Source organism: Haematobacter missouriensis (genome assembly GCF_000740775.1).
Classification (GTDB): Bacteria; Pseudomonadota; Alphaproteobacteria; order Rhodobacterales; family Rhodobacteraceae; genus Haematobacter; species Haematobacter missouriensis.
Genome location: NZ_JFGS01000008.1, coordinates 69,131 through 94,141 on the forward strand (window position 1 = coordinate 69,131; position 25,011 = coordinate 94,141).

A 25,011-nucleotide genomic window follows, 5' to 3' on the forward strand; every position below is an offset into this window, starting at 1 on the left:
GATCATTCCGAGGCAGATTTCCGGCTTTTCCAGAGCATAGGCATGAGACGCCGAACAGCAGCCTGTTGCCCCCCCGTGGGCGCCGCGCGTGGCGCAGACCGGCGCCCGACCTGCCGCCCACACGGCCCGGCCTTGTGCCGAGCCGCCAACGGGCCCCGGCATGGCACTCAAAGGGATCCTGCCGCCGGCGCGGAACAGTCGGGCGCTCCTCCCTGCGGTGCCGGATGGCCCCCTCTGCCCGGCCGGTGCAGACTGCCGCCCGGCTTCCGGCCCGGTAGACCCTTCCCCGGTCATGGGGCCGAAGCAACGAACCCGCGCCCTTCCGGCGCGGCCCTGTCCTCGACCACGTCCTGAAAACGGTGATCCTGCCATGACCTCCTTCCTCCGTCCCGGCCTTGCGCCCCGGCTGATCCGCAACGCACGCCTTCCCGTGGCGCTGGTGGAGGGGGCCCGCCTGTCCCCAGACCGGGAGGGGCTGGCGCTGGCCGATCTCCTGCTCGACGGGGGCCGCATCGCCGCGATCCGGCCAGCCGGAGAGGCGCCGACGGGCGATGGCATCGACGTGCGAGGCGGGCAGGTCTGGCCGCTGTTCGTCGATCTGCATACCCATCTGGACAAGGGACATATCTGGAACCGCGCGCCCAATACCGACGGAACCCATGCGACGGCCGCCCGCACCGTGGCTGAGGACCGCAAAGCCCGCTGGCGGCGCGACGACGTGGCGCGGCGGTTCGATTTCGGCCTCCGTTGTGCTTACGCCCACGGCACCGGGGCGATCCGCACCCATCTGGACAGCTATGAACCGGAGCAGGCGGTCACCTCCTTTGCCGTCTTCCGCGACATGGCCGCCGAATGGCGCGGGCGGATGGCGCTGCAACCCGTGGTCATGGCGCGGCTCGACCACTATGCCGGGGCGCGGGGGCGGGAGCTGCTGCGGCTCGCGGCGGAGACGGGCGGCGCGCTCGGCGGTATCCTGAAGATGGACGCGCCGACGCCGGAGGGCCTCGATGCGGGTCTCGACCGGCTGATGACCCTTGCCGAGGCGGAGGGTCTGGATATCGACCTGCATATCGACGAGACGGACGACCCCGCCTCCGGCCAGCTCGAACGTCTGGCGGAGGCGGTGATGCGCAACCGTTTCCGCGGCCGGGTCACGGCGGGACACTGCTGTTCGCTGTCGATGCAGAGCGATGCGGATGCCGCGCGGGTCATCGGCAAGGTGGCCGAAGCGGGCATTGCCATCGTGACGCTGCCGATGGTCAACCTCTATCTTCAAGGTCGCACCCCCGCCCGCACGCCGCAGTGGCGGGGCATCACCCGGGTGCATGAGCTTGCGGCGGCCGGAGTGACGGTTGCGGCGGCCTCCGACAACTGCCGCGATCCCTTCTTTGCCTATGGCGACCATGACGTGATGGAGGTGTTCCGCGAGTTCACCCGCATTGCCCATCTCGACCTCGCCTATGGCGACTGGGTGGGGTCGGTCACGCGGAACCCGGCGCGGGTCATGGGGGTGGCGCAGGGGCGCATCGCAACCGGAATGACCGCCGACCTGATCCTGTTCCGCGGCCGGGGGATGAGCGAGCTGCTCGCCCGCCCGCAGTCCGACCGCGCCGTGCTGCGGCAGGGGCGCGTCGTTGAAACCACGCTGCCCGATCACGCGGAACTGGACTGCCTGAGCGAACCGCAACCCGTGTGACAGGGCGTGAGATGCGAACTGCTCCCCCGACATCAGGACGACCGCAGCCCGGCCCCAGTCCCGGCCCGGTCCCGGCCCGGTCCCGCTCCCGTGGCTCCTCGCGGGGACACCGCCACGCTGAACCGCCGCCCGTATGAAACGCCTGCTTGTATCAAACCGCCTGCCTCTATGAACGACATGCCCGTATGAACCGGTTGTCCATATGGAAACCGCCCGCCCGTATGGAAACACCTGCCCGAAACCAAAACCCTAGGAGGACCGTCGATGCTGATGACACCCCCCGCCGCGCTTACGCTGCGGCTGACCTTCGTGACGCCGGACGGCCCGCGTGCCGTCACCGCCCGTTGCGGCACCACACTGATGGAGGCCGCGCGAAACGCGGGGCTTCCGGGTATCGTCGCTGAATGCGGCGGGGCCTGTGTCTGTGCGACCTGCCATGTTCATGTCGCGCCGGAATGGCAGGCGGTGACCGGCACGCCCTCGGCGACGGAGGCGGAGATGCTGGATTTCGCGGTGGATGCCGATGAGAGCTCCCGCCTGTCCTGCCAGATCCGGCTGACGGCGCGGATGGACGGTCTCACCGTGCGCGTGCCGGAGCGCCAGGCATGAGCAGGCTGACACTAGAGCAGGCGGACCGGCTGGCCAGCCATGCCCTTGCCGAAGGACGCAGGCGGGGGTTTGCCCCACTCGCCGTCGCGGTGCTGGATCAGGGCGGCAACACGATCGTCGCCAAGCGGGACGACGGCGCAGGCCATCTTCGCATCGCCATCGCGGAGGGAAAGGCGTGGGGGGCGCTTGGGCTCGGCCTCAACACGCGGGACATCGCGGCGCTGTCACGCCAGATCCCGCAGTTCGTGGCCGGTCTCGCCGCGACATCGGGCGGGCGGGTCCTGCCCTCTCCCGGCGGGGTGATCCTGAGGGCGGGGGAAGAGGTTCTGGGCGCCATCGGCCTGTCGGGCGATACCGGCGACAATGACGAGATCTGCGCTCTCGCCGCGCTGGAGTCCGAAGGGCTGACGCCCCTGCCCGCCCGGTTCTAACAGGCTGCTGAAAAAGTCCTGAAGTGTCATGCCTGCGTGCCGGAAATCGGAAAACCGGCCCGGAAACGCCGGAAAGTACATAGTCTTCCGGCTGGATTTGGTCAGATTGCCAAGGATTTCCGCTTCAACACGGGTCAGAAAGCCTTTTTCGGCAGCCTTCTAAGCGGGACGCCGCCCCCGCCCCGCGCGCGGGTGGAGGCCCGGAGGCTGTCGCTCAGGGCCCCTCCACGGGCAGGATCGCCCGCCCCGCGCGCGGGTGGTGCCCGGACCTGTTCGGAGGCTGCCTTGACCGCCTCCCGCCCACAGCCTAGCATCCCCTGACGTCCGTCCGGGCGTCCGGCGCGGAGAGAGGCGCCGGAGGGGGAGAGAGGGAGGATCGGCTTGCAGGGCAAGGCGATGACGGCCGCAGAGGCCCGCGAGTTCACCTGGAACATTCCGGCAAGGTTCAACCTCGGCACGGCTGTTTGCGACCATTGGGCCGCGCGCGATCCCGCCCGCACTGCCATTCTGGAGGTGGGGGAGGACGGCACGGCAACGGCGCATGACTATGCCACCCTGCTTGCCCGGAGCGCCCGGCTGTCGCATGCGCTCGCCCGTCGCGGCATCGCCCTTCACCGTCCGGGAGAGGCGGGCGACCGGGTGGGAGTGTTGCTGCCGCAGTCACTGGAAACCGCGCTCGCCCATATCGCGGTGATGCGGATGGGCGGCGTGTCCCTGCCGCTCTTCACGCTGTTCGGGCCGGAGGCGCTTCTGCACCGGCTGCGCGACTCGGGCGCGCGGGCGGTGGTGACCAATGCCACGGGGCTGGGCCTGCTGGCAGGGATCGTCGGAGAACTGCCGGACCTGCGTCTCGTGCTCTGCAAGGACAAGCCGGCGGACGCCTCCCTTCCCGGGGTGGAGGTGGTGGATTTCGATGCCGCCTGCGCGGGAGAGTCGGACAACTATCCCGCCGCCGACACGGGCGCGGATGATCCCGCCGTCATCATCTATACGTCCGGCACCACAGGCAGTCCCAAGGGAGCGCTGCATGCCCACCGCGTCCTGCTCGGCCATCTGCCGGGGGTGGAGGTGAGCCACAACCTGTTCCCCCAGCCGAGAGACCGGATCTGGACGCCAGCGGACTGGGCATGGATCGGCGGACTGCTGGATGTGCTGATGCCGGGGCTTTACCATGGGGTGACGGTGGTCGCCTGCCGCTTCCGCAAATTCACCGCGCAGGCCGCCTTCGATCTGATGCGAAACCACGGCATCCGAAACACCTTCCTCCCCCCCACAGCGCTGAAACTGATGCGGCTGGAGACGCCCCCCGCCGGGCTCGCGTTGCGCTCGGTGGCAAGCGGGGGCGAACCGCTTGGCGCCGAATTGCTGGACTGGGGGCGGCAGGTCTTCGGCACGACCATCAACGAATTCTACGGCCAGACGGAATGCAACATGACCGTCTCCTGCTGCATCGGAATGGAAGAGCCGCTGCCCGGGGCCATGGGCCGCGCCGCGCCGGGCCACACCGTGGCGGTGATCGAGGGCAAGACCGGGGCCGCCCTGCCCATGGGGGAGGAAGGCGATATCGCCGTCCGCGCCCCGGATCCGGTGATGTTCCTCGGCTATTGGCGCAACCCGGAGGCTACGGCGCGCAAGTTCGTTGACGGGCCGGGGGGCACGGGGCGCTGGCTGCTCACAGGCGACAGGGGCAGGCAGTTGCCGGACGGCCGGTTCGTCTTTGTCGGGCGCGATGACGACGTGATCTCCTCCGCCGGCTATCGGATCGGCCCGGCCGAGATAGAGGACTGCCTGCTCACCCACCCCGCCGTGCATCTGGCCGGCGTGGTCGGCCAGCCAGACGCGGTGCGGGGCCATATCGTTGCGGCCTTCGTCACGCTGGCGGAGGGGCACGCGCCCTCTCCCGCGCTGGCGGAGGAGATCGCGCGGCATGTGGGGCGGAGGCTCGCCGCCTATGAATACCCAAGGCGCGTGCATTTCATCGACGACATGCCGATGACCACGACCGGCAAGATCATCCGCGCGGACCTCCGCCATCGGGCGGAGCGGCTGGCGGAGGAGGAACGGCAGCCCGTCTGAGGAGACCCGCCGTCTGATGTGACAGTTAGCAGGCGGCTGAAAAAGGCTTTCTGGCCCCTGTTGGAACCTGGCCCGTGTTGGAACCCGGCGCGTGTTGGAACGGAAATCCTTCGCCATCTGACGAAAACCAGCCGGAAATCTCTATGCTTCCGGGCGTTTCCGGGCCGATTTTTGCGACTTTCGACACATGGGCATGACGCTTCAGCACTTTTTCAGCGGCCTATTAGCAGGCTGCTGAAAGAGCATTCCGAGTTTACACTGAGGCGGAGACTTTCCGCACCTTCTTGAAGAGCGCCCCGAAATCGCAAGTTTTGACGCGGAAGCTGACCGATTTTCCTGCTTTCAATTCAAGCTGGGTCGATGTCCGGGCCTTTTCATCAGACTGTGATCGGCGGCGGCCTTGCGCCGGGGCTGCCGACTGAGCTGCCGACGGGGCGGCGGTCGAGGCGGCATTCGGATCAGCGATCGGGGCGGCAGCCCGGTGGGATGCTTCAAAGCCGTGTCCTGACAGGCTGCCGAAGAAGTTATGACGTCTCATGCCTTGGACCTGGAAATCCAAAAATCGGCGCCGGTACGCACGAAATCTCTGGATCTCGGGCTGGCTTTCGCCAGATGGCGAAGGATTTCCGCTCCATCACCGGCACAAAGCTTTTACAGCAGCCTGCCCAGGTCTTTTGCCGTTGCCGATCTTCATGCGCCTGCGGTGTGGGACATCGGCCCATGCGCTGAAAGCTTGACCAGACAGCCTGCGACCGGACGGTTTTGACCGAGCGCAAGCCTTCCCCCCCGGCCTGATCGAGCCGTCGCGGCAGAGGCGCAGCCGGGGTTCAGCAGGTCCTGGTTTCCTGCCGCAACCGCGAGAACCTTGCAGCCCGGCCCGTTGCCGTCCGAGCCGCCGCGGGCTGCACGCCAACCGCGCGGTTGGCGTGGCCCCGGCCTGCGGGGGATCAGCGCGCGGTGGCCCAGCCACGACCGGTGGCGATCTGGAGGCTCGTCCAGTCATTCGCCAGCGTCCGCACAGAAGAAGCCACAGAAAGCTGCGCATCCCCCATGGACCGCTCGGAATCCAGAAAATCCAGGAAGCTGGTTGTCCCTATCTCATAGGTCTCCCGCGAGAGGTCGCGGGCACGGGCATAGGCCTCGGCGGTGCGGCCGAGGGCCGCCACCTGGCGCCGATCGCGGGAGACGGCGGCCTGCGCGGCCTGCACATCCTCTACCGCCGCCAGAACAGTACCCCGCCAGCTCAGCTCTGCCTGCTTGGCGGCAGAGACGGCGGCATCGCGGTTGGCGCGGAGCAGCGGCTGGTTCAACACCGGCAAGCTGACGGAGGGGCCGAAGCTCCAGCTATGGGAACTGCCTGCCGTGACATTGCCCGACAGGTTGACGGAAGGATAGAGATCCGCCGTGCTGACCCCCACCGCCGCCACGGCCGCTGCAAGCCCCCGCTCGGCGGAGCGCACATCTGGACGGTTGCGCAGAATGTCGGCGGGAACGCCGGTCGCGTCCTTGCCGCGCGGGCGGGGTTGGGCCGCACCCCGCTCCATCTCCGCCATCAGCGGCTGGGCCGGTTCGGCCAGCAGAGTCGCGAGCGCATAGACGGCGATGTAGAACCCCTTCTCCAGCGAGGGGAGGTTGGCGCGGGTGGATTCCAGCAACGCCTGCGCCTGCAACAGCTGAAGCTGCGTGCCGGTGCCAAGATCGAACTGCCGCTGCACAAGGCTCGCCGTCTCCTGCCGCGCGGAGACGAGGTTGCGCGTGATGGCCAGCGCCTCCTGATAATACCGCGCGTCGATATAGTTGCCGACGAGGCTGGAGAGGAAGGCGAGCCGCGCCGTGCCCACATCGAACTCCGCCGCGTCGAACTCCGCCCGCGCCCGCTCCAGCCCGCGCCGCTTGCCGCCGAAGATGTCCACGACAAGGTTCGCCGCAGCCGACCCGGAACCGTCGGTGCTGATGTTTCCGCTGGGCGAGCTCGACCGGCTGTAATCGCCCGAAACGCTCCCGGAGACGAGCGCAGCCCCCCCGGAGGCCCGGACAGCGGCGCCGGCGGCATTGATCCGCTCCACGGCGGTCTGAATGTCCAGATTCTGCGCCAATCCCCGCGCCACCAGTGCGTCTAGCCGCTGATCTCCAAAGGAAGTCCACCACCTGTCGAGCGCGACATCACCCACGCTGGCAGCCCCCGCATCCTCCGCAAAGCCCGCCTGAAGCCCGATTTCCGGCTGCCGGTAATCTGGCCCGACAGAGCAGGCGGAAGCGAGGAGGAGGAAGCTCAAAGACAGTCGTTTCACGTCAGCGCTCGTTCGTTATGATGCAACCATGCCGGGTTTGTCCGCTTGCGCGCACAAGTCACGGCAAGCGGTCGCACGAACCGGCAAGAAGTGCAACGACGCACAGATCACCTTCCGTCGCGAAATTTTCGAACATCAATGCAGAGTGGCCATTACCCGCCGACCGCACGCGCCACCCATGGCACGGCCTCCGCCAGAATGCTGCTCATTGCACGGTCAAACGCGACGACGACGGGAAGCGCCGTCGTGTCCTCTGACGGGACCGCACTCGTGAAGCGACGGCTGGCCAGCGGCCGTCCGTCGGAGTTGCGCACGACGCTGAGAGTGAGAGTGACTACGGCTTCGGCGGGTGTGGCGCGTCCGGGCGTGAGACGGGCCTGGAAGTCAGCGATCTCGGTCGTCAACGTATAGGCAGGCAGCGGACCGGAGGAGGCGGAGGTCACATAGCCGAGCCTGCCGCTGTCGGACAGGGAACGGGTCAGCAGCTCGCGCACCAATCCCGGTGCCGTATCGGCCCAGCGGGCGTTCGGCAGCAAGGTGATCTGCACCGGGCCGGGCTTCATGACGACACGGTCGGTGCTGATCACCGCGGGGGCGGAGGCTTCCGCCACGAAGAGCGACCGGGAGGATGTCCGCACGCCGGCCTGCACCGGAAGGGTCTGGAGCGTATAGGTGTCGAGCGGCCGCGTGGCATTGCCCAGCGACGAGAGCGAGTTGCAGCCGGCAACCGCCAGCACCGCGACGAAGGGGATCAGCGGAAGGCGCATCGGTCTATCTCCTGAAATCGGGGGCCGAGGGGGTAAGGAGGAAACGGGCCGGATCCCGCTGAAGTTGTGCAGCGATACGGTCGAGCTTGGCGACAAGCGCCTGGGCCTCCACGAAGAAGCGCGAGATCTGCGGCAGGCCCTGCGCGGTGAACTGTCCCAACGGCGCGCCGCTCTGACGCACCACACTGTCTATGTTCCCGACAGTTGTGCGCACATCCGTAAGAATTGCCTTCATATCGGTCGTTATCCCCGGGATATCGTTTGATATTCCTTCGACGGCCGTACTAATTCGGGCGGCGGAGGCGCGGATGTCGTCCGCTGCAGGGCTGACATCCTCATCCATCACGCGGTTGGCGCTGGTGAAGGTGCCCTCCGCGGCCGCGAGCGTGCGTTCCGCCGATGCGATGGCCGGGTCCAGCGTGTCGAGCGTGCGGCTGACCCGCGTAAACACTTCCGTCGCCGTGTTGAGCGTGCGGGATGCATCCTCCGTCAGCGGGCCGAGATTGTCGCCGAAACGGCCGATCTGGCCGCTCATGTCCGTGACGGTCGTGTTCACCGTGGTGATGGCCTGCCGCAGTTCCTGCATGACCTGCGGCAGATCCTGCGTAGTGGCCTGCTGCACGGCGGTGACGCTCTCCTCGGCGCCTGCGAGTGTCCGGCGGGCATCCGCAACCAGCGCCGCGCCATCGCCGGTGACAAGCGTGTTCACGCTTGCCGCCGCCTCGTTCACGGTGCTCAGCGCCTGCGTGGCCTCCGCGACCGCACCGTCCAGCGCGGCAAACGTCGTGCGAAGCTCCACCAGCCGCTCCGTCGCCTGATTGGCCGTGTCCCCATAGGCGGCGACCACAGGCGGGATCTGTCGCGCCGCCTCGTCGGCCAGCGTCTTGACGGTATCCATCGTCTCGCGCAGGCGTACGGCGGCGGTGGTGAAATCGTTGCGGATCAGCCCGTCCGCCGTGGTCGCTGCGTCGCTCACGGTCTTGAGGGTTCCATCGGCGGTCGCAAGGGTGGTGCGCGCCTGATCGAAGGCGCCGCTCATGGAGGTCATCGTCGTCTCGGCCTCTCCCAGTGCTGTCTGGATGGAATCCGCCAGAGGGCCGAGCCGATCGGTGAAGGTCGAAATTTGCCCGGTAGCGGAGGAGACCGCGTTGGAAATGTTCGAGAAATCTCCGATCGCCTGCTGAAAGGCGCCCGAAGCCGATTCCACGTTGGCGAGGATCTGGGTCACGTGCTGCTGATTTTCCGGGCTGACGATGCCCTGCACCTGCTTGATGAGGTTCAGCGCCTCCGCCACCAGGTCCGGTGCGTCCTCGGTCAGGGACTCGACGATGGAGCGCTGCGCCTGGATCTCCGGCGTACCCGACCGGCCTTCCCGCAGAAGCGGCTTTGAGGCATCACCGGGAGAGAGTGCTACGAAGGACGTCCCCGTCACGCCCTGTGCGCGAAGCTGCGCCGTCGCATCCTCCCGCAGGGGGGTGTTGGCGGCAACTTCCACCTGCACCCGCACCCGCCCGTCGGGGTCGAGCGCGAGAGAGGAGACCTGCCCCACCGACACCCCGCTCAACCGCACGTCCGAGGAGCGACTGAGCCCGGAGACGCTATCGAACACGATGTCATAATGAGCATATTGCCGATCGACCTGAAACTTGGCGAGCCAGAGGAAAAACCCCAGCCCCGCCAAGATGAGGGCGATCGTCACGGTTCCGATCAGCAGGTAATTGGCCCGGGTTTCCATGCCCTCTCCTTACTCCGAGGTCGACAGCGCCGCCCGGGCGCGAGGACCGTGGAAATACTCTTTCACCCAAGGCTGATCGACCTTCAGCATGTCTGCCATCGTGCCCGTCACCAGTACTTTCTTTTCCGCCAACACCGCCACCCGGTCACAGATGGCGTGCAGGCTGTCGAGATCATGCGTGACCATGAACACCGTCAGGCCGAGCGATTCCTTCAGCTGCTTGATGAGTTCGTCGAACTCGGTCGCGCCGATCGGATCCAGCCCAGCTGTCGGCTCGTCGAGAAAGACGATGTCGGGGTCGAGGGCGAGGGCGCGTGCCAGACCGGCGCGCTTCTGCATCCCCCCGGACAGTTCGGACGGGTATTTCGCGCAGGCATCTGCCGGCAGCCCCGACATCGCCACCTTCAGCCGTGCGAGTTCCGGGCGGAGATCGGCGGAGATATGCGCCATCTCCCGCATCGGGGTTTCCACATTCTCCTGCACGGTCATGGAGGAAAACAGCGCGCCCTGCTGAAACAGAACCCCCCAGCGGCGGCTGATGTCCTCCTGTTCCGCCTCCGTCGCATTCAGCACATCGGTGCCGAACACCTTGATCGTCCCCGCCGTCGGCCGGTTCAGACCGACGATGGAGCGCAGCAGCACCGACTTGCCCGTGCCGGAACCCCCGACGATGCCCAGCACCTCTCCCCGATAGACATCGAGATCCAGACCGTCATGCACGACCTGGCTGCCGAACTTGTTGACGAGGCCGCGCACCTCGATCACCACTTCGCGTCCGCCATCCTGCGCCATTCAGACCCCCACCGTGGCAAAGAAGATGGCGAACAGCGCGTCCACGAGGATCACCAGAAAAATCGCAAGCACCACGGAGGCCGATGTCAGCCGGCCAAGGCTTTCTGCGTCGCCGCCCACCTTCAGCCCGTTATTGCAACCGATGAGGGCGATGATGACCGCGAAGAAGGGCGCCTTGATCAGCCCGACGAGATAGTGCCAGACCCCGATCGCATCGGAGAGGCGGGAGACGAACATGCCCGGCGAAATGTCGAGCGATATCCACGCCATCAATCCCCCGCCCAGCAACCCCGCAAAGTCCGCGATCACTGTCAGCAGCGGCAGCATGATGAACAGCCCCAGCACCCGCGGCAGCACCAGCATCTGGACGGGATCAAGCCCCAGCACCCGCATCGCGTCGATTTCCTCCCGCATCTTCATCGTGCCTATGGACGCGGTGAAAGCGGAGCCGGAACGTCCGGCCACGATGATCGCGGTGAGCAGGACACCGAGTTCACGGAGTACCGCGATGGCGATGAGATCGACAACGAAGATCTCCGCGCCGAATTGTCGCAGCAGTACCGCGCCCATATAGGCCAGCACCACTCCGATGAGGAAGGACATGAGCGCCGCGATCGGCGCCGCGTTCAGGCCAGCCTGCTGCATATGAGAGACGAGGGCCGTGATCCTGAGCTCTTTCGGACGCAGGATGTCTCTCCACAGCCGTGCGAGGACGACCCCCAGAAGATTGACAAGCTCCAGCGTGGCGATCCAGGCGCCGACCACCGCGCGGCCCACGTTCTCCAGCCAGACGCGGGCGCCGTGCGGAACCTGCTCAGGCGGGGCGGTCTTGTCCATCGCCGCGCTTACCGTGTCCATCAGGGCACGCCGCGGCTCGTCCAGCCCCTCGAACCGCAGTTCGACCTTCTCCGCTTTCAGGCGCCGCTGCAGCGAAACCAGCGCCCAGGCGCCCGCCGTGTCCAGCTTCTCCACGCCAGAGACATCGACGACGACCGGCCCCGCTCCGCCGATGCTTTTGAACTGGTCGCGGAGCGCCTCCACCCCCGCCACGCGAAAATCGCCCGACAGCGTCGCGCGCGTGCCGCCGCCGGTGTCCTCCATCGTTACCGTCGCTTCGGCCACGCACTACTCCGCCGTTCTTTCCGCCGAGAGTAGCATGCGGAGCGGGGCGAAGCAACACGTCGCCTGGCCCCGGCAGCCGCGCGGTGGCTTTGAGGGACCTTATTTCCGATCGGAGCCGCACGCGCGGTTAACCTTCCGGAAAACCTTCGCCGCTAGTTTCACATCGTGGAGCAGGTTGGCTGGAGCAAGTGGAAGGATGCGGGATCACCCCTTTTCTCTGCGAGACATGATGCCCGCGATGCTGATGGTCGCCCTGGGCCTTCCTGCGCTGGCAGTCGTGTCCCTTTGGCCGGGCACGCCGGGACAGTACGTGGTCCTCGGCCCTCCATGGGCGGGGCCGGGGGAAGTCCTCCGTATCGTGGGCGAGTCGGGCGGAGCGCTGATCGAGCTGGGTGGCGTGGGCAATTTCGTCATCGCGGGCTCCGCTTCTCCGTCCTTTCCCTCAGCCGCGCGGAAGGCGGGCGCCTGGCTTGTCATGCCCGCACCGCGACCAGCTGGCTGCCTCGGGCCGGAGGAGACGAAATGAACCAGGAACTCGACGCCCTCCGCCACCGCTTCGGACGGTTTCTCATCCCGCTTCTCTGGGCGCATGTACCGCTTCTGGCGGTGATCGCACAGCTGAGTGGGCGTTCGGTGAGCCAGGCCTTGGGGGCAGGCGTTTTCATCGCGGGGGCCTATCACCTGACGTGGCACCGCCACGGGACCACGCCGCCGACGCGTTTTCTCTCCGCCGTGGCGCTGGTGGCGGAGCCTGCGGTGATCCTCGCACTGCTGAACGGCCATTCCTGGCAGATGGACTGGCACATGTATTTCTTCGCCATGCTCGCCCTCACCATCGCCTGGTTCGATGAGCGCGCCACGCTCGCGGCGGCTCTGGTCACCGGGCTGCACCATCTCATTTTGCTTGTTCTGATGCCGGGGCTGGTGTTTCCAAGCGATGCCCATCTGGCACGCGTGTTGCTTCACGCCGCCATCGTCGCATTCCAGACCGGAGTTCTGGTATGGCTCATCCGCATGGTCGTCTACCGTTTCCACAGGATCCGACAGCTTCACGCGGAGCTCAGCCTTGCCAACGACCGGCTGACTGAGCGCAGGCAGGAGGCGGAGGCAGCCAACCAGTCCAAGGGCTTGTTCCTTGCCAACATGAGCCACGAAATCCGCACGCCCATGAACGCCATTCTGGGATTTTGCCACCTGCTTCAGCGCGGCACATTGACGAGCCGGCAGGATGAGCATGTCCGCAAGATCAGTGCCGCAGGAGAGACACTGCTCCGCGTCATCAACGACATTCTCGATTACTCCAAGAATGAGGCAGGCAGGCTCTCCCTCGAAGAGCGACCCTTCGACATCCGCAAGGTGATAGAGGCGCAGGTGCAGATGATGGGGGCGGAGGCCGACATCAAGGGCGTCGCGCTGCAACTCCGGCTGGGCCATGACCTGCCCCATGTCGTCGTCGGCGACGCCCATCGCTTCGGGCAGGTGTTGCTGAACCTCATCGGCAACGCTGTAAAGTTCTCCAGCGGTGGCACCGTCACCATCTCCGCCCGTCTCACCTCAGCGGCCAATGAACGCGCGACGATTGAGGTTTCCGTCAGCGATACGGGGATCGGCATGACGACGGATCAGCAGGCGAGACTTTTCTCACCCTTCGCGCAGGCCGACAGTTCCACCACCCGACGTTTCGGCGGGACGGGGCTCGGCCTCGCCATCTGCCGCCAGATCGTGGAGACAATGGGCGGCGGCATCTCGGTGCAGAGCGAGCCCGGCCGAGGCAGCACGTTCCTCGCAACCGTCACATTCGGCCTCGCGCAGGACGCGCCACTGATCCCCTGTGAACGGCTCCGCAGCCTTCGCGTGCTCCTTGTCGATGACAACCCGGCGGCGCGGCAACTGCTGGCGGAATTCTTCACCGGCTGGGGGATGGAGGCCGATCTGGTCGCCTCCGGGTCGGAGGCCGTGGCCGCCGTGGCCGCCGCAGCCGGAGCAGCCAGTCCATACGACCTGCTGCTGCTCGACTGGAAGATGCCCGAGATGGACGGGATGGATACGCTCAATGCGCTGAAGGCGTTGGCCCTGCCAAAGTTGCCTGCCATCGTGGTCGTCACCGCCTACGGCGCCGACACCTTCGCCGGGGAGCACGGCGTGGAACAGATCGCCGCCTTTCTTGCCAAACCTGTCGATCCTCAGGCGATGATGACCACGCTGTCGCGTCTTTTCCCCGAGGAGCGGCGGGAGGCGGTCAGGGCTCCCATGGTTTCCGAGCGGCTTCTGGGGGCGCGGGTACTGCTGGTTGAGGACAACGACATAAACCGGGAGATCGCGACGGCGCTTCTGACAGATGCCGGGCTTCGCATCGACACTGCCGCGAACGGCAGGATCGCGGTCGAGCGTGTGACGGCCCAGGGCGGCAGCTATGCTGCGGTGCTCATGGATGTGCAGATGCCAGAGATGGACGGACTTGCCGCGACCCGTGCTATCCGTGCGCTGCCCGCCTTTTCGGACCTGCCGATCATCGCGATGACCGCCCATGCGCATGAACATGAGCGACAGCGTTGTTTCGACGCCGGAATGGACGATCATATCGCGAAGCCCGTGGATCCGGCCCTTCTGGTCCATACGCTCGACCGCTGGCTGAAACCGGTGGCAATCGACACCTCGGAAACCGCGGCTTCCGCGAGCGGGCCTCCGATAGACCTCGACGCCGCGCTTCGGCGGGTGAGCGGCAAGCGTGACCTGCTTCGCCGCCTGCTCCAGCACTTTGCAGCGGCCTATGCGTCCGCCCCGAACGATATAGCGGGGTTGCTGCATCTCCAGCAGCCGGTGGAGGCGCGGCGGCTTGCGCACGCTCTCCGGGGCGACGCGGCGACGATAGAAGCGGCGGCTGTGCGCGACATCGCAAGCGACATCGAGGATATGCTGGAGCGCGGCGCGGAGGAACAGGCATTGGCCCGACTCCCCGCGCTTGAGCAGGCCCTTCTGCCGGTGCTCACCGCAACGAGAGCCCTGATCGAGTCACCTCCCGATGACGAAGCGACAAAGGTCACGCGCTTTGGTTGAAGAGCGCGCCTCCGCTCTGGGGGTACTGTGATCCAACCTGCCCGGAAATGCGGCAAATCCCACAAAACATGTCGTGGCGTGCTAGCCCACGCGTGATCGTGATGGACCGAAAAAACCGTACATCGTAATATTTATGGGATTTTACACTCAATAGCCATTTGCAACAGGCCCGATGCCGCTTTCTGCGCCCGGCCAGATGACGAGGATCAGTTATCGTGAAATTGTCCGGTCGATCGGCAAAGGCTCTGCGCCAGATGCGTGGCTCTCTGGGCATGCGTGGTGCCATTGTTCTGCTGCTCGCGATGTCCGCAAGCCCCCTCTCTGCCGAGCCGGAAGTCTATCGTCTGGGGCCCGGGGATGAAGTCGCGCTCACAATTCTCCAGCGGGGAGAGTCGAATGGCACCTATGTCGTACAGGACGATGGCGCAATATCCCTCCCGGGCATCGGGCTTGTGTCGGCGGAGGGGTTGACGCTCCGGGATTTCGAGGCTGTCGTGACGTCGAAAGCGGCGGAGACAGTGCGAGATCCCTCAGTTGCCATTCAGATCGTCCAGCGCCGCCCGTTCTATATCGCCGGAGCCGTTTCGCAGCCCGGTGGCTATCCGCATCGCGCCAAGCTGACGGTCATGCAGGCGGTCGCCCTTGCCGGCGGCTTCGGGCGGCGGCTGGATTCCGGCGACCCCCTGAACGAAATGGTCATCGGCACGCGCGCCGAGCAGGCCCATGCCGATGCAGCGCTGCAGAGGGGCGCCCTTCTGATCCGCGCCGCCCGACTGAATGCCGAACTTGCCGGGGACCATGATTTCGACATCACCCCATCCGAGGCGGGTCTGAGTGATGCGGCCGCCGCGCCCCTTCTTGAGAAGGAGCGCCAGCTCCTCACCACCCGGCTTGGCCAGAAGGAACGGCAGATCGAGATCCTGCGTTCCAATAGCGCAGCCCGGCAGGAGGAAATGGCCGCCCATGATGCCCGGATTGCGCAGCAGACCTCCATGCTGGAGGAACTCTCCGGCGAACTCGCCAAACTGCGTGAGGCGCGGGACCGCGGCATGGTCACGTCCGAGCGCGTGAATGACATCATGCGGGAAGAGGACAATACTCGCGGCAACCAGATGCAGAGCAACATCCTGCGCAACCAGTCCCGTGTCGCGGTGATCGAACTCGAGGAGCGGATGGTTGATATCGAGGCCGGGTTCCGGGAATCCTTGCTGACGGAATTGCGCGACACGCAGACCCAACTGAGCAGCTTGAACAATTCACTGCGGGCGGAAGGCGCGCTGATGGAAGCGACGGGTAGCAGTAGTCTTTCCAATAACGAAACAATCGGGCAGTATGACTTCAGCATCATACGCGACGACGCACCCGTCAGCGGCCCCATAGGACTGACAACACGCGTTGAGCCGGGCGATGTGCTCATGGTCGCCCGCAAGAGCGTCAGTCAGTAAAAGCGCATCGCCGTTCCGGGGTTTGGGGATGCTGATCGGTTTGGGAAAGCTGATCCCCAGGGGGAACTTCCCGAAATGATGGAGGTATCCTTGACCAAAGCCAGTCAGGCAAAACCTTTACCGGATGACCTGGCGCAGGTCACGGACATGCGGCAGGAAGAAACAACGGAAAAGGCGCCGCTTCTTCCCGATCTTTTCCTCCATGATATCGCCACGATCACACCACCCGCACGGGTGGAGGTCGCAGCCGGCAGGGGGGAGAACCTGTCAGCCACCGAGGACCTGGCGATGGCAAAGGCACTCCCCACTGCCTCACCCGCCACGATCTACATAGATCCGACGGCTGCTGCGTCGGGTGATGGCAGCATGGCCGCCCCATTTCGGAGCTGGCATGACGTGACCTGGAAAGACGGCACCTCCTATCTTCAGAAGGCGGGCACGATCTGGGAGGGAAACATCATCATCTCGGGTGGCGATATCACCGTCGGCAGTTATGGCAACGGACCCGCCACCCTTCTGGGAAGCGTCGTGTTTGACGGCGCGACGGGCGGTGGCCTGGCAGGGTTCGACATCAGGGGCAGCGATTACGCGGGCGTCACGCTCACCGAAGGCGCGCGCGGGCTGAAGATCAGCGACAACACCATCACCGGAAATGCAGCCGGCATCTGGTTCTCCCAGACCTCGGGCGGCGACAACGTGATTTCGGGCAACAACGTCTCGGGAAATCTGGGCTTCGGCATTGCCCTGGATCGCGTCACAACGCCCGCAGATCATGGCAACCGGATCGAAGGGAATACCGTATCCTTCAACGGTAGCCATGGGATAGACATCTATGCGAACAATACGCTGATTGACGGAAATACGGTCTTTGGAAACGGGCGACTGGTCGAGGGGGCGTCCGGCATCCATGTCTATGCCCGCGCGCTTTCGGAGGGGTTGGGGCGGGACAATGTGATCTCCGGCAATGTGTCCTACGGCAATCTGGACAGCGGCGGGAATGACGGTATCGGCATTCTTCTGGATCATTACACCAGCGGCAATCGTGTCGAGAACAACTTCGCCTTTTCCAATGACGGCGCGGGCATCGGCATCCACGGTGCAGCGGGAAACACCGTGGCGGGCAACACGCTGTTCGGTAATCTGCTGGACCGCAGCGGCGGCCATACCGTCGTGGCGGAGCTGCTGGTTAACAGCAATCCTGAACTTGGCACCAACCTCACGCATGACAACGTGATTACGGCAAACACGGTTCTTTCCGATCATTCTCAAGGGTTTGCGCTTTACGTGGACGTTGAATCCGCGCCCCTGAACAACACGTTCGACGCAAATCTGTGGCAAAGTCCAACGGGGCCGTTGGTGCAGGATGGCGCGGCCACCCTAGCCACGGCCGAGGCGCTTGCCGCCTCCGCGCGGCATGGGGAGGATCGGGCCGAGGGGTTTACCCTCGCCGCAGCCCCGGTGGGTGAGATGGAGCATGATCTCAACGGTCTGCAACTGATACTCGACGGCCGGCCCGCGGAGTTGGAGGGGTGGGACAGCACCGTCGGGCTGGTGGGCGACTGGTTGCTTGCCTAGGAGGCGCGCCGCGCGGTTCTCTGATCTGCCGCATGGCTGATGGCGGCCAACAGACCTTCTGCCGATTTTTCCCATGTGAAACGGGAGAGGTGACGCGCGATCGCATCCGTGGCAGGGGGCGCGGTATCGGCCAGGGCCTCATCCAGCAGATGTGCGAGCCGCGGCGCGGCATCCACGGCCTCGGGATCGAAATACCGGGCGAAGGGACCCGCGACCTCGGGGATCGCTGTCGCCCTGCTGGCGACGACCGGCAGGCCGAGAGACAATGCCTCGACCAGCGGGATGCCGAACCCCTCCCCCCTGCTCGGATAGGCCAGCACCCCGGCGCGGCGATACCAGCCAGCGAGCACCTTGTCCGAGGCATCGGGCAAAAAGGCGATGTCGCCCCGCCCCGCCATCCGCGCGATCACGGCGTCGGCACCGAAATCGGGACGACCTATGACAATGAGCCGCCTGTGGGGTGTCCTCATCAGATCGAGCGCATCGAGGAGCAGGCCGAGGTTCTTGCGCGGCTCGATGCGCCCGACGAAAAGCACCGTCCTGCCGTCGCCCGCGCGACCGCCCCGAAAGGACGGCGCGCCGTTCGGCGCGAGGAACACCCGCCCTGCAGGCAGGGCGTAACGGCGGGCGATCTCATCCCGCGTCCAGTCGGACACCGTGAGCAGCGCCGCCGCCCGCCGCGCGCCGCTGCGAACCAGCGTCTGCAGGCGTTTGCGCATGAGGGGGGGGAAGAAATCCGGGTGGCTCTCGAACAGCAGATCGTGAAGAACGAGGATCTGCCGCTCCCGATAGACGGGCGGCCCGTGGTACTGGAAAAGGTGGAAATCCGCTTCCCGCGTCGCGATCACGCGGGGCCAGTAGAGCCCGAGCCGCGCGATGCTTCGGCGATAGGGTATGGGGCGGAACTCGACATTCGGCAGCGCAGCGAGCGGGCCGAGCGAGGCGCTGTCATGGGCATGGAGCAGCCAGCGGATTTCCCCCGCGGCGGGAATGGCGCGGGCCAGCGTTTCCCGCAGCCATGTCCGGCTCCCCTGTGGTTTTCCGTCCAGCACATGCGCGTCCACGGCGATCCGAAGCGGCCTCATGCCTGCACCGCGCCCAGGGCGGTGGGGGTGACATCGAGCAGCGAAAGCGCGGCATCCTTTACCGCAAGCCCCCGGGCCGGCGAGTCGGGACGGAGACGGAACCCCTCCTGCCCCGGCCGGTCGATATCGTAGAAACGCGGATCGCCCACACGATCAACCCCGCCGGTAAAGCCCGTCCAGACTTCTGCCGAACTGCCCCGCCAATGCCGTGGCGCCCAGAAAAAAGCCTCTCCACCCGCCGTGTTGTAAACGAGGTTGTTGCCGATCCGCTGGGGCATGGAGCCTGCCGTCGCCTCCACCCAAAGCGCGGTCGTCTCTCTCCGCGTGGCAACGCAGATGTTGTTTTCGATGCGGTTGCCGGAGGGGCGCGCCATGCGCCGGGTATAGTCGGAGGAGAGCGTGATCTCCGCCGGATAGGCATGGGTCCGGCCCGGATCGCGCATGTTGCCGACAAGGGTGTTGTTGACCACCACCGTGCGCGAGGCATCATAGAGATTGATCCCCGCCCCGTCGTTTCCGTAGCATATGTTGAAGGCGATCAGATTGTCGTCGCACCACTGATCGGCCTGAATTCCGTTGCCGTCCTGCGCCTCCACCTCCCGCGTGTCGGAGCAGATGTTGAAGGCGATGACATTGTTCTTGCCATGATCATCCTCCGGCGCCCGGCAGAAGGTATGGATACCGGAGCAGCCGGCGCTCCTCTGTCCGCTGCGACGGACCGCGTTATGGGTGACGATGTAATGGCTGCCATGGATTTCCATGCCATGGATGCCGGTGTCGAGTATTTCATTGCGCTGAATCCACGTCTCCCGCCCCGGCGCGGCGTTCAGGGCGTCGATCGCAATCCCCATCGTCCGGCAGCGTTCGAGCCGGTTGCCGATCAGCCGGTGCCCCGCCCCCGCCCCGTTGCCGATCCAGATCCCGAGCGCGGTATCCTGCAGCAGACAGCCCTCCACGGTCACCGCCTCCGCCCCTTGTTGCAGGACGATGGCCGAATGCTCCGTGCCCGTCATCGTGACATCGCGGAGGATGGTGTGGCGCGCGCCGTCAAGGTGGATGGGCTGGGTGAAACGGGAGCTGCCCGGAGTTTCCGCGCGGATCAGGATCGGCCGGTCCGCAGTTCCCCTGGTCGGCATGAGGAGCGGCATGTCGTAGCGGCCGGCCCGGATCACCACCTCCGTGCCCGGCGGCAGGCTGGCCCAGGGCACCTCCCCCGGCCGGTCGGTGGTGATGACCTCGCCCGCGCCCGCCCGGAGCGGCGTCAGGAGTGGCAGGGTGGCCAGCGCCAGCAATGCGCGGCGGGAGAGCGCGACGCTCACGAAGCCACCCGCGACAGCTCATCCCTGATGGCGCGGCGCTTGCGGAACTGAAAGACCTTGCGCCAGATCGCGCGGGACAGGCCGGGGGCGAGGGGGCTGACCTGCTCCGCCAGGCGTAGCGCTGCGGCATCTCCGAAAGAGGCGAAGGCGGCATCCCCCAGTCGGTGGCGGAAAGCGGGGGGCAGCGCCTCCGGTCCGACCATGCCGAGCGCGCCGAGCACGGGGGCGAGATCGGGCGCCTTCTTCCACCACAGCGCCAGCGCGGTTCCCTCCCGCTCCGCGATGCGAAGGAACTGCGTCTCGTCCAGCGAATGCCAGTGATAGCCCAGGGCCTCCGGCGCGTAGAGCAGCCGCAGCCCGTGCGGTGCGAGACGCTGGCCGAGTTCGATATCCTCGTGCCAGCGAAGCGTTTCGTCAAATCGGCCATGACGGGCGAGAAACGCAGCCTTGACCGACAGGTTGCAGGTGAAGAACGCGGTCCAGTCCACTTCCTGCCGCCCAGCGAGCGGCGCGAAGGAAGCGTCATGATGCAGCGGCGAAAGCGGATTGGCGGCGAAATCGGGGTGGATGGTCATCCGGCCCAGCACGGCCACCTCCTCCTCGGGGAAGCGGTCATGAAGCGCCAGATGGCGGGCGAGCAGATCCGGCTCCGCGATCGTATCGTCGTTCAGAAACAGCACAATCGGCGCGCGCGCTTCTGACAACCCGCGATTGCGGGCCGCATTCGCGCCAGCCTGCTTCTGCCTGATGCAGGTGATTCGAATCGGGGCGTATTCTTGTACCGGAGGTTGAATGGCTTCTGCCGAACCATCGTCAATTACCAGAACCTCGAATTTAGCATTATGCAAAACCTGTTTGCGCAACGCATCCAAGCACCGCTTCAGTGCATCCTTTCGGTTGTAGGTCGGGATAATAATTGAAATCGCGGGTTGTTCCATTTCCTGAACACCCTCCCTTTCACAGGAGATAATCAACGGGACCGAATAATACACGCAAATGTTTTCTTGACAAGTCGAGCTTCCGGTCGTGAATTGTTAACGAGATCGCCATAACAAACTTATTATCGAGACAACCAGACGTTGATGGCCCCATTTCTTATTATAATAGTTTGCGATTATTCCGCACATAAATATCCGAACGAGACACGTCCTAAAAATATTCCGAGCAGTTCTAATTATAATAAGTCGTAAAGACTAATTCCGTCCGCGCTCTGCCCATACTTTCCTGCTTATGGACAGGAAAGTGCATTGAAAATTTGTCGCGAAGGATTTCCCATGGATATGAGTGGCATCCACGCCAAGCAAAAACCGGCGATCTTCGGAAGCGCTCCCATTCGCGAACGGGGATCCTTTATCGTCTTTGGAAAGCCCGACATAGGGCAGGAAGAAATCGACAGCGTGGGGGCGGTGATCTCCAGCCTGTGGATCGGTGCCGGACCCGAAACGCGGAGGTTTGAGGAGTCCTTTGCGAATTACATCGGCGCTTCTGGCGCGGTGGCGGTCAATTCTGCGACGGCGGCGCTGCATCTGGCGATGCAGGTTCTCGACCTGGAGCCGGGAGACGAGGTCATCACCACCGCGATGACCTTTTGCGCAACGGTGAGCGCCATTCTCCATGCCGGGGCGACCCCAGTACTATGCGACTGCGACCCGGAGACCGGCAACATCCTGCCAGAGCAGATCGCCGCGCGCATCACCCCGCGGACGCGGGCCATCATCGTCGTCCACATGTACGGGCGGATCTGCGACATGGAGCCGATCATGGCCATCGCCGATGCCGCCGGCCTGCCGGTGGTGGAGGATTGCGCTCATGCGGTTGAGACGACGTGGCGCGGCGCTCATGCAGGCACGATCGGGGCGATAGGCTGCTTCAGCTTCTACGCCAACAAGACGCTCACCACGGGAGAGGGCGGCATGTTCGTCGCCCGTGATCCGGCGCTCATGGAGCGGGCACGCATGCTGAGCCTGCACGGGTTGAGCCGCGATGCGTGGAAGCGATTTTCGGCGGCGGGATACCAACATTATGACGTGCCGGAGGTCGGGTGGAAATACAACATGAACGACATCGCCGCCGCCATCGGCCGGGTCCAGCTCGCCGGGGTGGAGCGGCGGTTCCGGCGGCGAAAGGAGATCGTCGCCCGCTACCGCGCCGCGCTGACGGGCCTGCCCCTCGACCTGCCGCCCCTGCCCGACCCGTCATCCCGCCATGCCTACCACCTCTTTGCCGTGCAGATCCGGCCCGGGGAGCTGAGCGTCGATCGGGATGGCGTGCTCAATGCCGTTCAGGCGGAGAATGTCGGCGTGGGCGTGCATTACCGTGGTGTGCATCTGCTGAGCGGCTTCCGCTCGGTAAAGGTCATCGGTTGGCAGGATCTGCCGAACGCGGATCGGGTGAGCGAGCGCACCCTGTCGCTGCCGCTTTCCAGCGCGATGACGGATGACGAGGTCGAAGCCGCCTGCACCGCTGTGCGGCGCGTTCTGGAGTGGTTCTCATGCTGACATTCCGGCCTCTCCGAGCAGGCCAGCCGCTGCGCGTCGCCGTCGTCTCCACCGTCTATCGCGCGACGCCGCCCAACGGCTACGGCGGGATCGAGCGCGTGGTTCACGAATACTGCGAAGAGCTGATCCGGCAGGGTCATGACGTGACGCTCTTCGCCCGCGAGGGCAGCCGGAGCAGCGGCAGGCTCATCCCGATCCCCGCGCCCGGGCGGGAGCTGACCGGCGTGAACAAGGCCGCCGACAGGCTGAGCGAGGAGCCGCTGTACGAGATCATGAAGGCCGCGCTGGAGGCCGACCCGGTGGATGTGATCCACGACTGGTCGTTCGAGAACCTTTATGTCCTCCGGCATCCCGAGCGGTTCCCCTTCCTGATATCGAGCTGCATCCCGGTGGGGCCGGATTACCAGCGCCCCAACATCGTCGCCGCAGGGCGCGGACATGCCGAAGCGATCGGCGGCGGGATGCCGCATGTGAACTATGGCGTCGATCTCAGCCGCTACCGTTTCGTGCGGCAAAAGACGGCGCCCATCGTGCATATCGCCAAGGTCGCCCCCTACAAGGCGCAGCATGAGGCCATTCTCGCCGCGCTGCGGGCGGGCGTGCCGCTCGACATCTACGGTGTGCCGGAGCACCGGCTCTATTACTCCGCCGTGGTGCGCCCGCTGACCATGCTGGGCCGCGGAATCCGCTGGAAGGGGGAGACGAACGACCTCCCCGCCGTGCTGGGCGCGGCGCGGGCGCTGGTCCAGACGCCCCGTTGGATGGATGCGCTGCCGATGGTGGTGATCCAGGCGCTGGCCTGCGGAACGCCGGTGATCGCCTATCGCTCCGGCGGCTTGCCGGAGCAGATCGACCACGGCGTTTCGGGGTTTCTCGTCGATGGCACGAAGGATCTGGCGGAGGCGATGCGCAATGTCGGCCAGCTCGACCCGGCGGCCTGTCGCCGCTGGGCGGAGGAGCGCTTTGACGTGGCGCGCATGGCGCGGGACTACGTGCACCTGTTCGAGCGGGTGCGTGACGGCGAGGCATGGATCGGGGGCCCCGCCGTTCCGGGCGGGCGCATACAGAACGCCGGACGGGCGGAGGCGGTATGAGCCGCGAGGCCCGCGAGTATCGCCGCAACCTCGCCGCCCAGGCTCTGGGCCGGTTCCTGTATGTTGCGGGCGGCGCAGGCATCCTGATCGCGGCCAGCCATGTGATGAGCCTGACCGATGTGGGGACCTACGCGCTTGGCGTGGGGTTCCTGGCCATCGTGTGGTCCTTCGCCGATCTGGGAACAACGGCAGCGCTTGGCACGCTGTTGACCGCCACACCCGCGGCGGAGCAGGGGGAAATGCTGGGCAGTTTCGTGGCGCTTCGTCTGGCAATTTCTCTTGTCGCGGGGCTCGTGGGGGCGGGAGCGACCTATCTGTTCCTGCCCCCCTCGCTCTGGACGGTGATGACGCTCGCCTGCCTGCTGACCCCGCTGCTGGGCGCCCGCTTCTTCGAGCCGGTGTTTCAGGTGGGTGGGCAGCCGCAGTATTCGCGTCTGGCCGGATATCTCTATGTCACGGTGCTGGTATGCACGGCGGCGCCGGTCCTGTGGCTCGCGCCCGGGCGGCCGGACCTGCTGATCGGGGCGCATATGCTGGCGGGGCTGGCCTATGCCGGGCTGGGGCTCGCGCTCTGCTGGCGGCTGATGGGCGTCGGATTCGGGCGTGTGGCGGAACATGCCCTGCCGATCCTGCGCATCGCCGGACCGCTCGGCCTTTCCGGCCTGCTCGCCATGTTGAACCTGCGCTTGGCGATTGCCGTACTGCAATGGCTGCGCGGGCCGGAGGATCTCGCGATCTTCTTTGCCGCGCAACGGTTTCTGGAGCTTGGCGCGGCGCTGGTGGCCACCGCGATCACGCCGATGTTCGTCATCCTCACGCGGCTTCATCAGGACGGCGCCGTCACCGGCGCGGCACAGCGGGCGCTAGCGCTGGCGCTGGCCTTCGGCCTTCCGGTCGTGCTGGCGGCGCCGCTCCTCGCCGGGCCGGTGGTCGGCCTGATCTACGGTCCTGCCTTCGCGGCAAGCGCGCCCGTCGCGGCGATCCTGTCGATGCAGCTCGCGCTGACCGCCATCGGCATGGCGCTGCTGCCGGTGATCGTCGCGATCGGTCGGCAGGGCATGCTGATCCCGGCGGCGGCGGCGGCGCTGGCGGTGAACCTGGTGCTCTGCCCGCTGCTCGTGTCCCGCCTCGGGCCGCAGGGCGCGGCGTGGAGCGCGGTTGCCGCGGAAGCGGTCATCGCCGGGGTGCCGCTCATCGTCGTCCGCGCACGGGTGGAGGGGCTGCTCGCCCGCCGCCTCATCCTCTGGGTGTTGTTCGCCGGGGCCGCCATGACGGTCACCATGCTCGCCCTCCGCCCTTTGTCGGAGACGCTGGGCGGCGTCGCGGGGCTAGCGGTCTATGCCCTCATCATCCTGTTCTCCGGCCTTCTGCGCGCCGGAGAGGTTCGCAATCCCCTTCAGCCCCTGCAAGCGCGGTGAT

20 protein-coding genes are annotated in these 25,011 nt (G+C 65.9%); 11 read left to right on the forward strand and 9 right to left on the reverse strand.

The features are described 5' to 3' along the window. Positions 1-370: 370 nt before the first annotated feature. The 4 genes from CG51_RS08360 (at position 371) to CG51_RS08375 (ending at position 4,812) form a co-directional block, all read left to right on the forward strand. A complete protein-coding gene (locus CG51_RS08360) occupies positions 371-1,696 on the forward strand; it encodes a cytosine deaminase (protein ID WP_051930267.1) in 1,326 nt (441 codons plus the stop codon). Between the two features lie 264 nt (positions 1,697-1,960). Next, the gene (locus tag CG51_RS08365) at positions 1,961-2,305 is read left to right on the forward strand and encodes a 2Fe-2S iron-sulfur cluster-binding protein (RefSeq protein WP_084695105.1); all 345 of its coding nucleotides are present in this window, start codon (positions 1,961-1,963) and stop codon (positions 2,303-2,305) included. Continuing rightward, positions 2,302-2,736 carry a GlcG/HbpS family heme-binding protein gene (locus tag CG51_RS08370; protein WP_035743903.1) on the forward strand — a complete coding sequence of 145 codons (435 nt, stop codon included), beginning with the start codon at positions 2,302-2,304 and terminating at the stop codon, positions 2,734-2,736. Before CG51_RS08365 ends, CG51_RS08370 begins: the two co-directional genes overlap by 4 nt. A gap of 381 nt (positions 2,737-3,117) precedes the next feature. After that, positions 3,118-4,812 carry an AMP-binding protein gene (locus CG51_RS08375; RefSeq protein ID WP_332888841.1) on the forward strand — a complete coding sequence of 565 codons (1,695 nt, stop codon included), beginning with the start codon at positions 3,118-3,120 and terminating at the stop codon, positions 4,810-4,812. Between the two features lie 253 nt (positions 4,813-5,065). On the opposite strand, the gene CG51_RS20005 is transcribed toward CG51_RS08375, so the two are convergent. The 6 genes from CG51_RS20005 to CG51_RS08400 form a co-directional block, all read right to left on the reverse strand. Beyond that, positions 5,066-5,371, reverse strand: a complete 306-nt coding sequence (locus CG51_RS20005) for a hypothetical protein (protein WP_143412934.1) — start codon at positions 5,369-5,371, stop codon at positions 5,066-5,068. 388 nt (positions 5,372-5,759) lie between these two features. Further along, on the reverse strand, positions 5,760-7,103 hold the full coding sequence (locus tag CG51_RS08380; protein ID WP_035743905.1) for an efflux transporter outer membrane subunit: 1,344 nt from the start codon (positions 7,101-7,103) through the stop codon (positions 5,760-5,762). A 152-nt stretch (positions 7,104-7,255) separates the two neighbouring features. Beyond that, positions 7,256-7,870, reverse strand: a complete 615-nt coding sequence (locus tag CG51_RS08385) for an ABC-type transport auxiliary lipoprotein family protein (RefSeq protein ID WP_035743907.1) — start codon at positions 7,868-7,870, stop codon at positions 7,256-7,258. 4 nt (positions 7,871-7,874) lie between these two features. Then, complete coding sequence (locus CG51_RS08390) at positions 7,875-9,605, reverse strand: MCE family protein (protein ID WP_035743908.1); 1,731 nt, start codon at positions 9,603-9,605, stop codon at positions 7,875-7,877. A gap of 9 nt (positions 9,606-9,614) precedes the next feature. Next, positions 9,615-10,397 carry an ABC transporter ATP-binding protein gene (locus CG51_RS08395; RefSeq protein ID WP_035743911.1) on the reverse strand — a complete coding sequence of 261 codons (783 nt, stop codon included), beginning with the start codon at positions 10,395-10,397 and terminating at the stop codon, positions 9,615-9,617. Continuing rightward, on the reverse strand, positions 10,398-11,519 hold the full coding sequence (locus CG51_RS08400; protein WP_233141169.1) for an ABC transporter permease: 1,122 nt from the start codon (positions 11,517-11,519) through the stop codon (positions 10,398-10,400). It abuts the gene before it with no gap. A gap of 238 nt (positions 11,520-11,757) precedes the next feature. Here CG51_RS08400 and CG51_RS20375 point away from each other — a divergent pair, with 238 nt between their 5' ends. From CG51_RS20375 to CG51_RS08420, 4 genes are all read left to right on the forward strand, one after another. Further along, positions 11,758-12,045 carry a hypothetical protein gene (locus CG51_RS20375; RefSeq protein ID WP_158212519.1) on the forward strand — a complete coding sequence of 96 codons (288 nt, stop codon included), beginning with the start codon at positions 11,758-11,760 and terminating at the stop codon, positions 12,043-12,045. Continuing rightward, a complete protein-coding gene (locus tag CG51_RS08410) occupies positions 12,042-14,576 on the forward strand; it encodes a response regulator (protein ID WP_051930270.1) in 2,535 nt (844 codons plus the stop codon). Before CG51_RS20375 ends, CG51_RS08410 begins: the two co-directional genes overlap by 4 nt. A 254-nt stretch (positions 14,577-14,830) precedes the next feature. Next, on the forward strand, positions 14,831-16,021 hold the full coding sequence (locus CG51_RS08415; RefSeq protein WP_035743914.1) for a polysaccharide biosynthesis/export family protein: 1,191 nt from the start codon (positions 14,831-14,833) through the stop codon (positions 16,019-16,021). Positions 16,022-16,111: 90 nt separating this feature from the next. Continuing rightward, a complete protein-coding gene (locus tag CG51_RS08420) occupies positions 16,112-17,596 on the forward strand; it encodes a right-handed parallel beta-helix repeat-containing protein (protein ID WP_158212520.1) in 1,485 nt (494 codons plus the stop codon). On the opposite strand, the gene CG51_RS08425 is transcribed toward CG51_RS08420, so the two are convergent. Genes CG51_RS08425 through CG51_RS08435 form a run of 3 tightly spaced genes read right to left on the reverse strand, consistent with a single transcriptional unit; the run spans position 17,593 to position 20,938 of the window. Further along, the gene (locus CG51_RS08425; protein WP_051930272.1) at positions 17,593-18,681 is read right to left on the reverse strand and encodes a glycosyltransferase family 4 protein; all 1,089 of its coding nucleotides are present in this window, start codon (positions 18,679-18,681) and stop codon (positions 17,593-17,595) included. The genes CG51_RS08420 and CG51_RS08425 overlap by 4 nt on opposite strands. Beyond that, positions 18,678-20,000 (reverse strand): right-handed parallel beta-helix repeat-containing protein, encoded by a 1,323-nt coding sequence (locus tag CG51_RS08430; RefSeq protein ID WP_051930274.1) that lies wholly within the window; start codon positions 19,998-20,000, stop codon positions 18,678-18,680. Before CG51_RS08430 ends, CG51_RS08425 begins: the two co-directional genes overlap by 4 nt. Continuing rightward, positions 19,997-20,938 (reverse strand): glycosyltransferase family 2 protein, encoded by a 942-nt coding sequence (locus tag CG51_RS08435; RefSeq protein WP_035743918.1) that lies wholly within the window; start codon positions 20,936-20,938, stop codon positions 19,997-19,999. The genes CG51_RS08430 and CG51_RS08435 overlap by 4 nt, the downstream gene beginning before the upstream one ends. Before the next feature lie 336 nt (positions 20,939-21,274). Here CG51_RS08435 and CG51_RS08440 point away from each other — a divergent pair, with 336 nt between their 5' ends. From CG51_RS08440 to CG51_RS08450, 3 genes are read left to right on the forward strand one after another with little or no spacing between them, the layout of a single operon-like run. Then, positions 21,275-22,498 (forward strand): DegT/DnrJ/EryC1/StrS family aminotransferase, encoded by a 1,224-nt coding sequence (locus tag CG51_RS08440; RefSeq protein ID WP_198947622.1) that lies wholly within the window; start codon positions 21,275-21,277, stop codon positions 22,496-22,498. Further along, complete coding sequence (locus CG51_RS08445; RefSeq protein ID WP_035743920.1) at positions 22,492-23,592, forward strand: glycosyltransferase; 1,101 nt, start codon at positions 22,492-22,494, stop codon at positions 23,590-23,592. Before CG51_RS08440 ends, CG51_RS08445 begins: the two co-directional genes overlap by 7 nt. Further along, entirely contained in the window at positions 23,589-25,010 is a 1,422-nt protein-coding gene (locus CG51_RS08450) for a lipopolysaccharide biosynthesis protein (RefSeq protein ID WP_035743921.1), read from the forward strand. The genes CG51_RS08445 and CG51_RS08450 overlap by 4 nt, the downstream gene beginning before the upstream one ends. The last annotated feature ends 1 nt before the right edge of the window (position 25,011 follow it).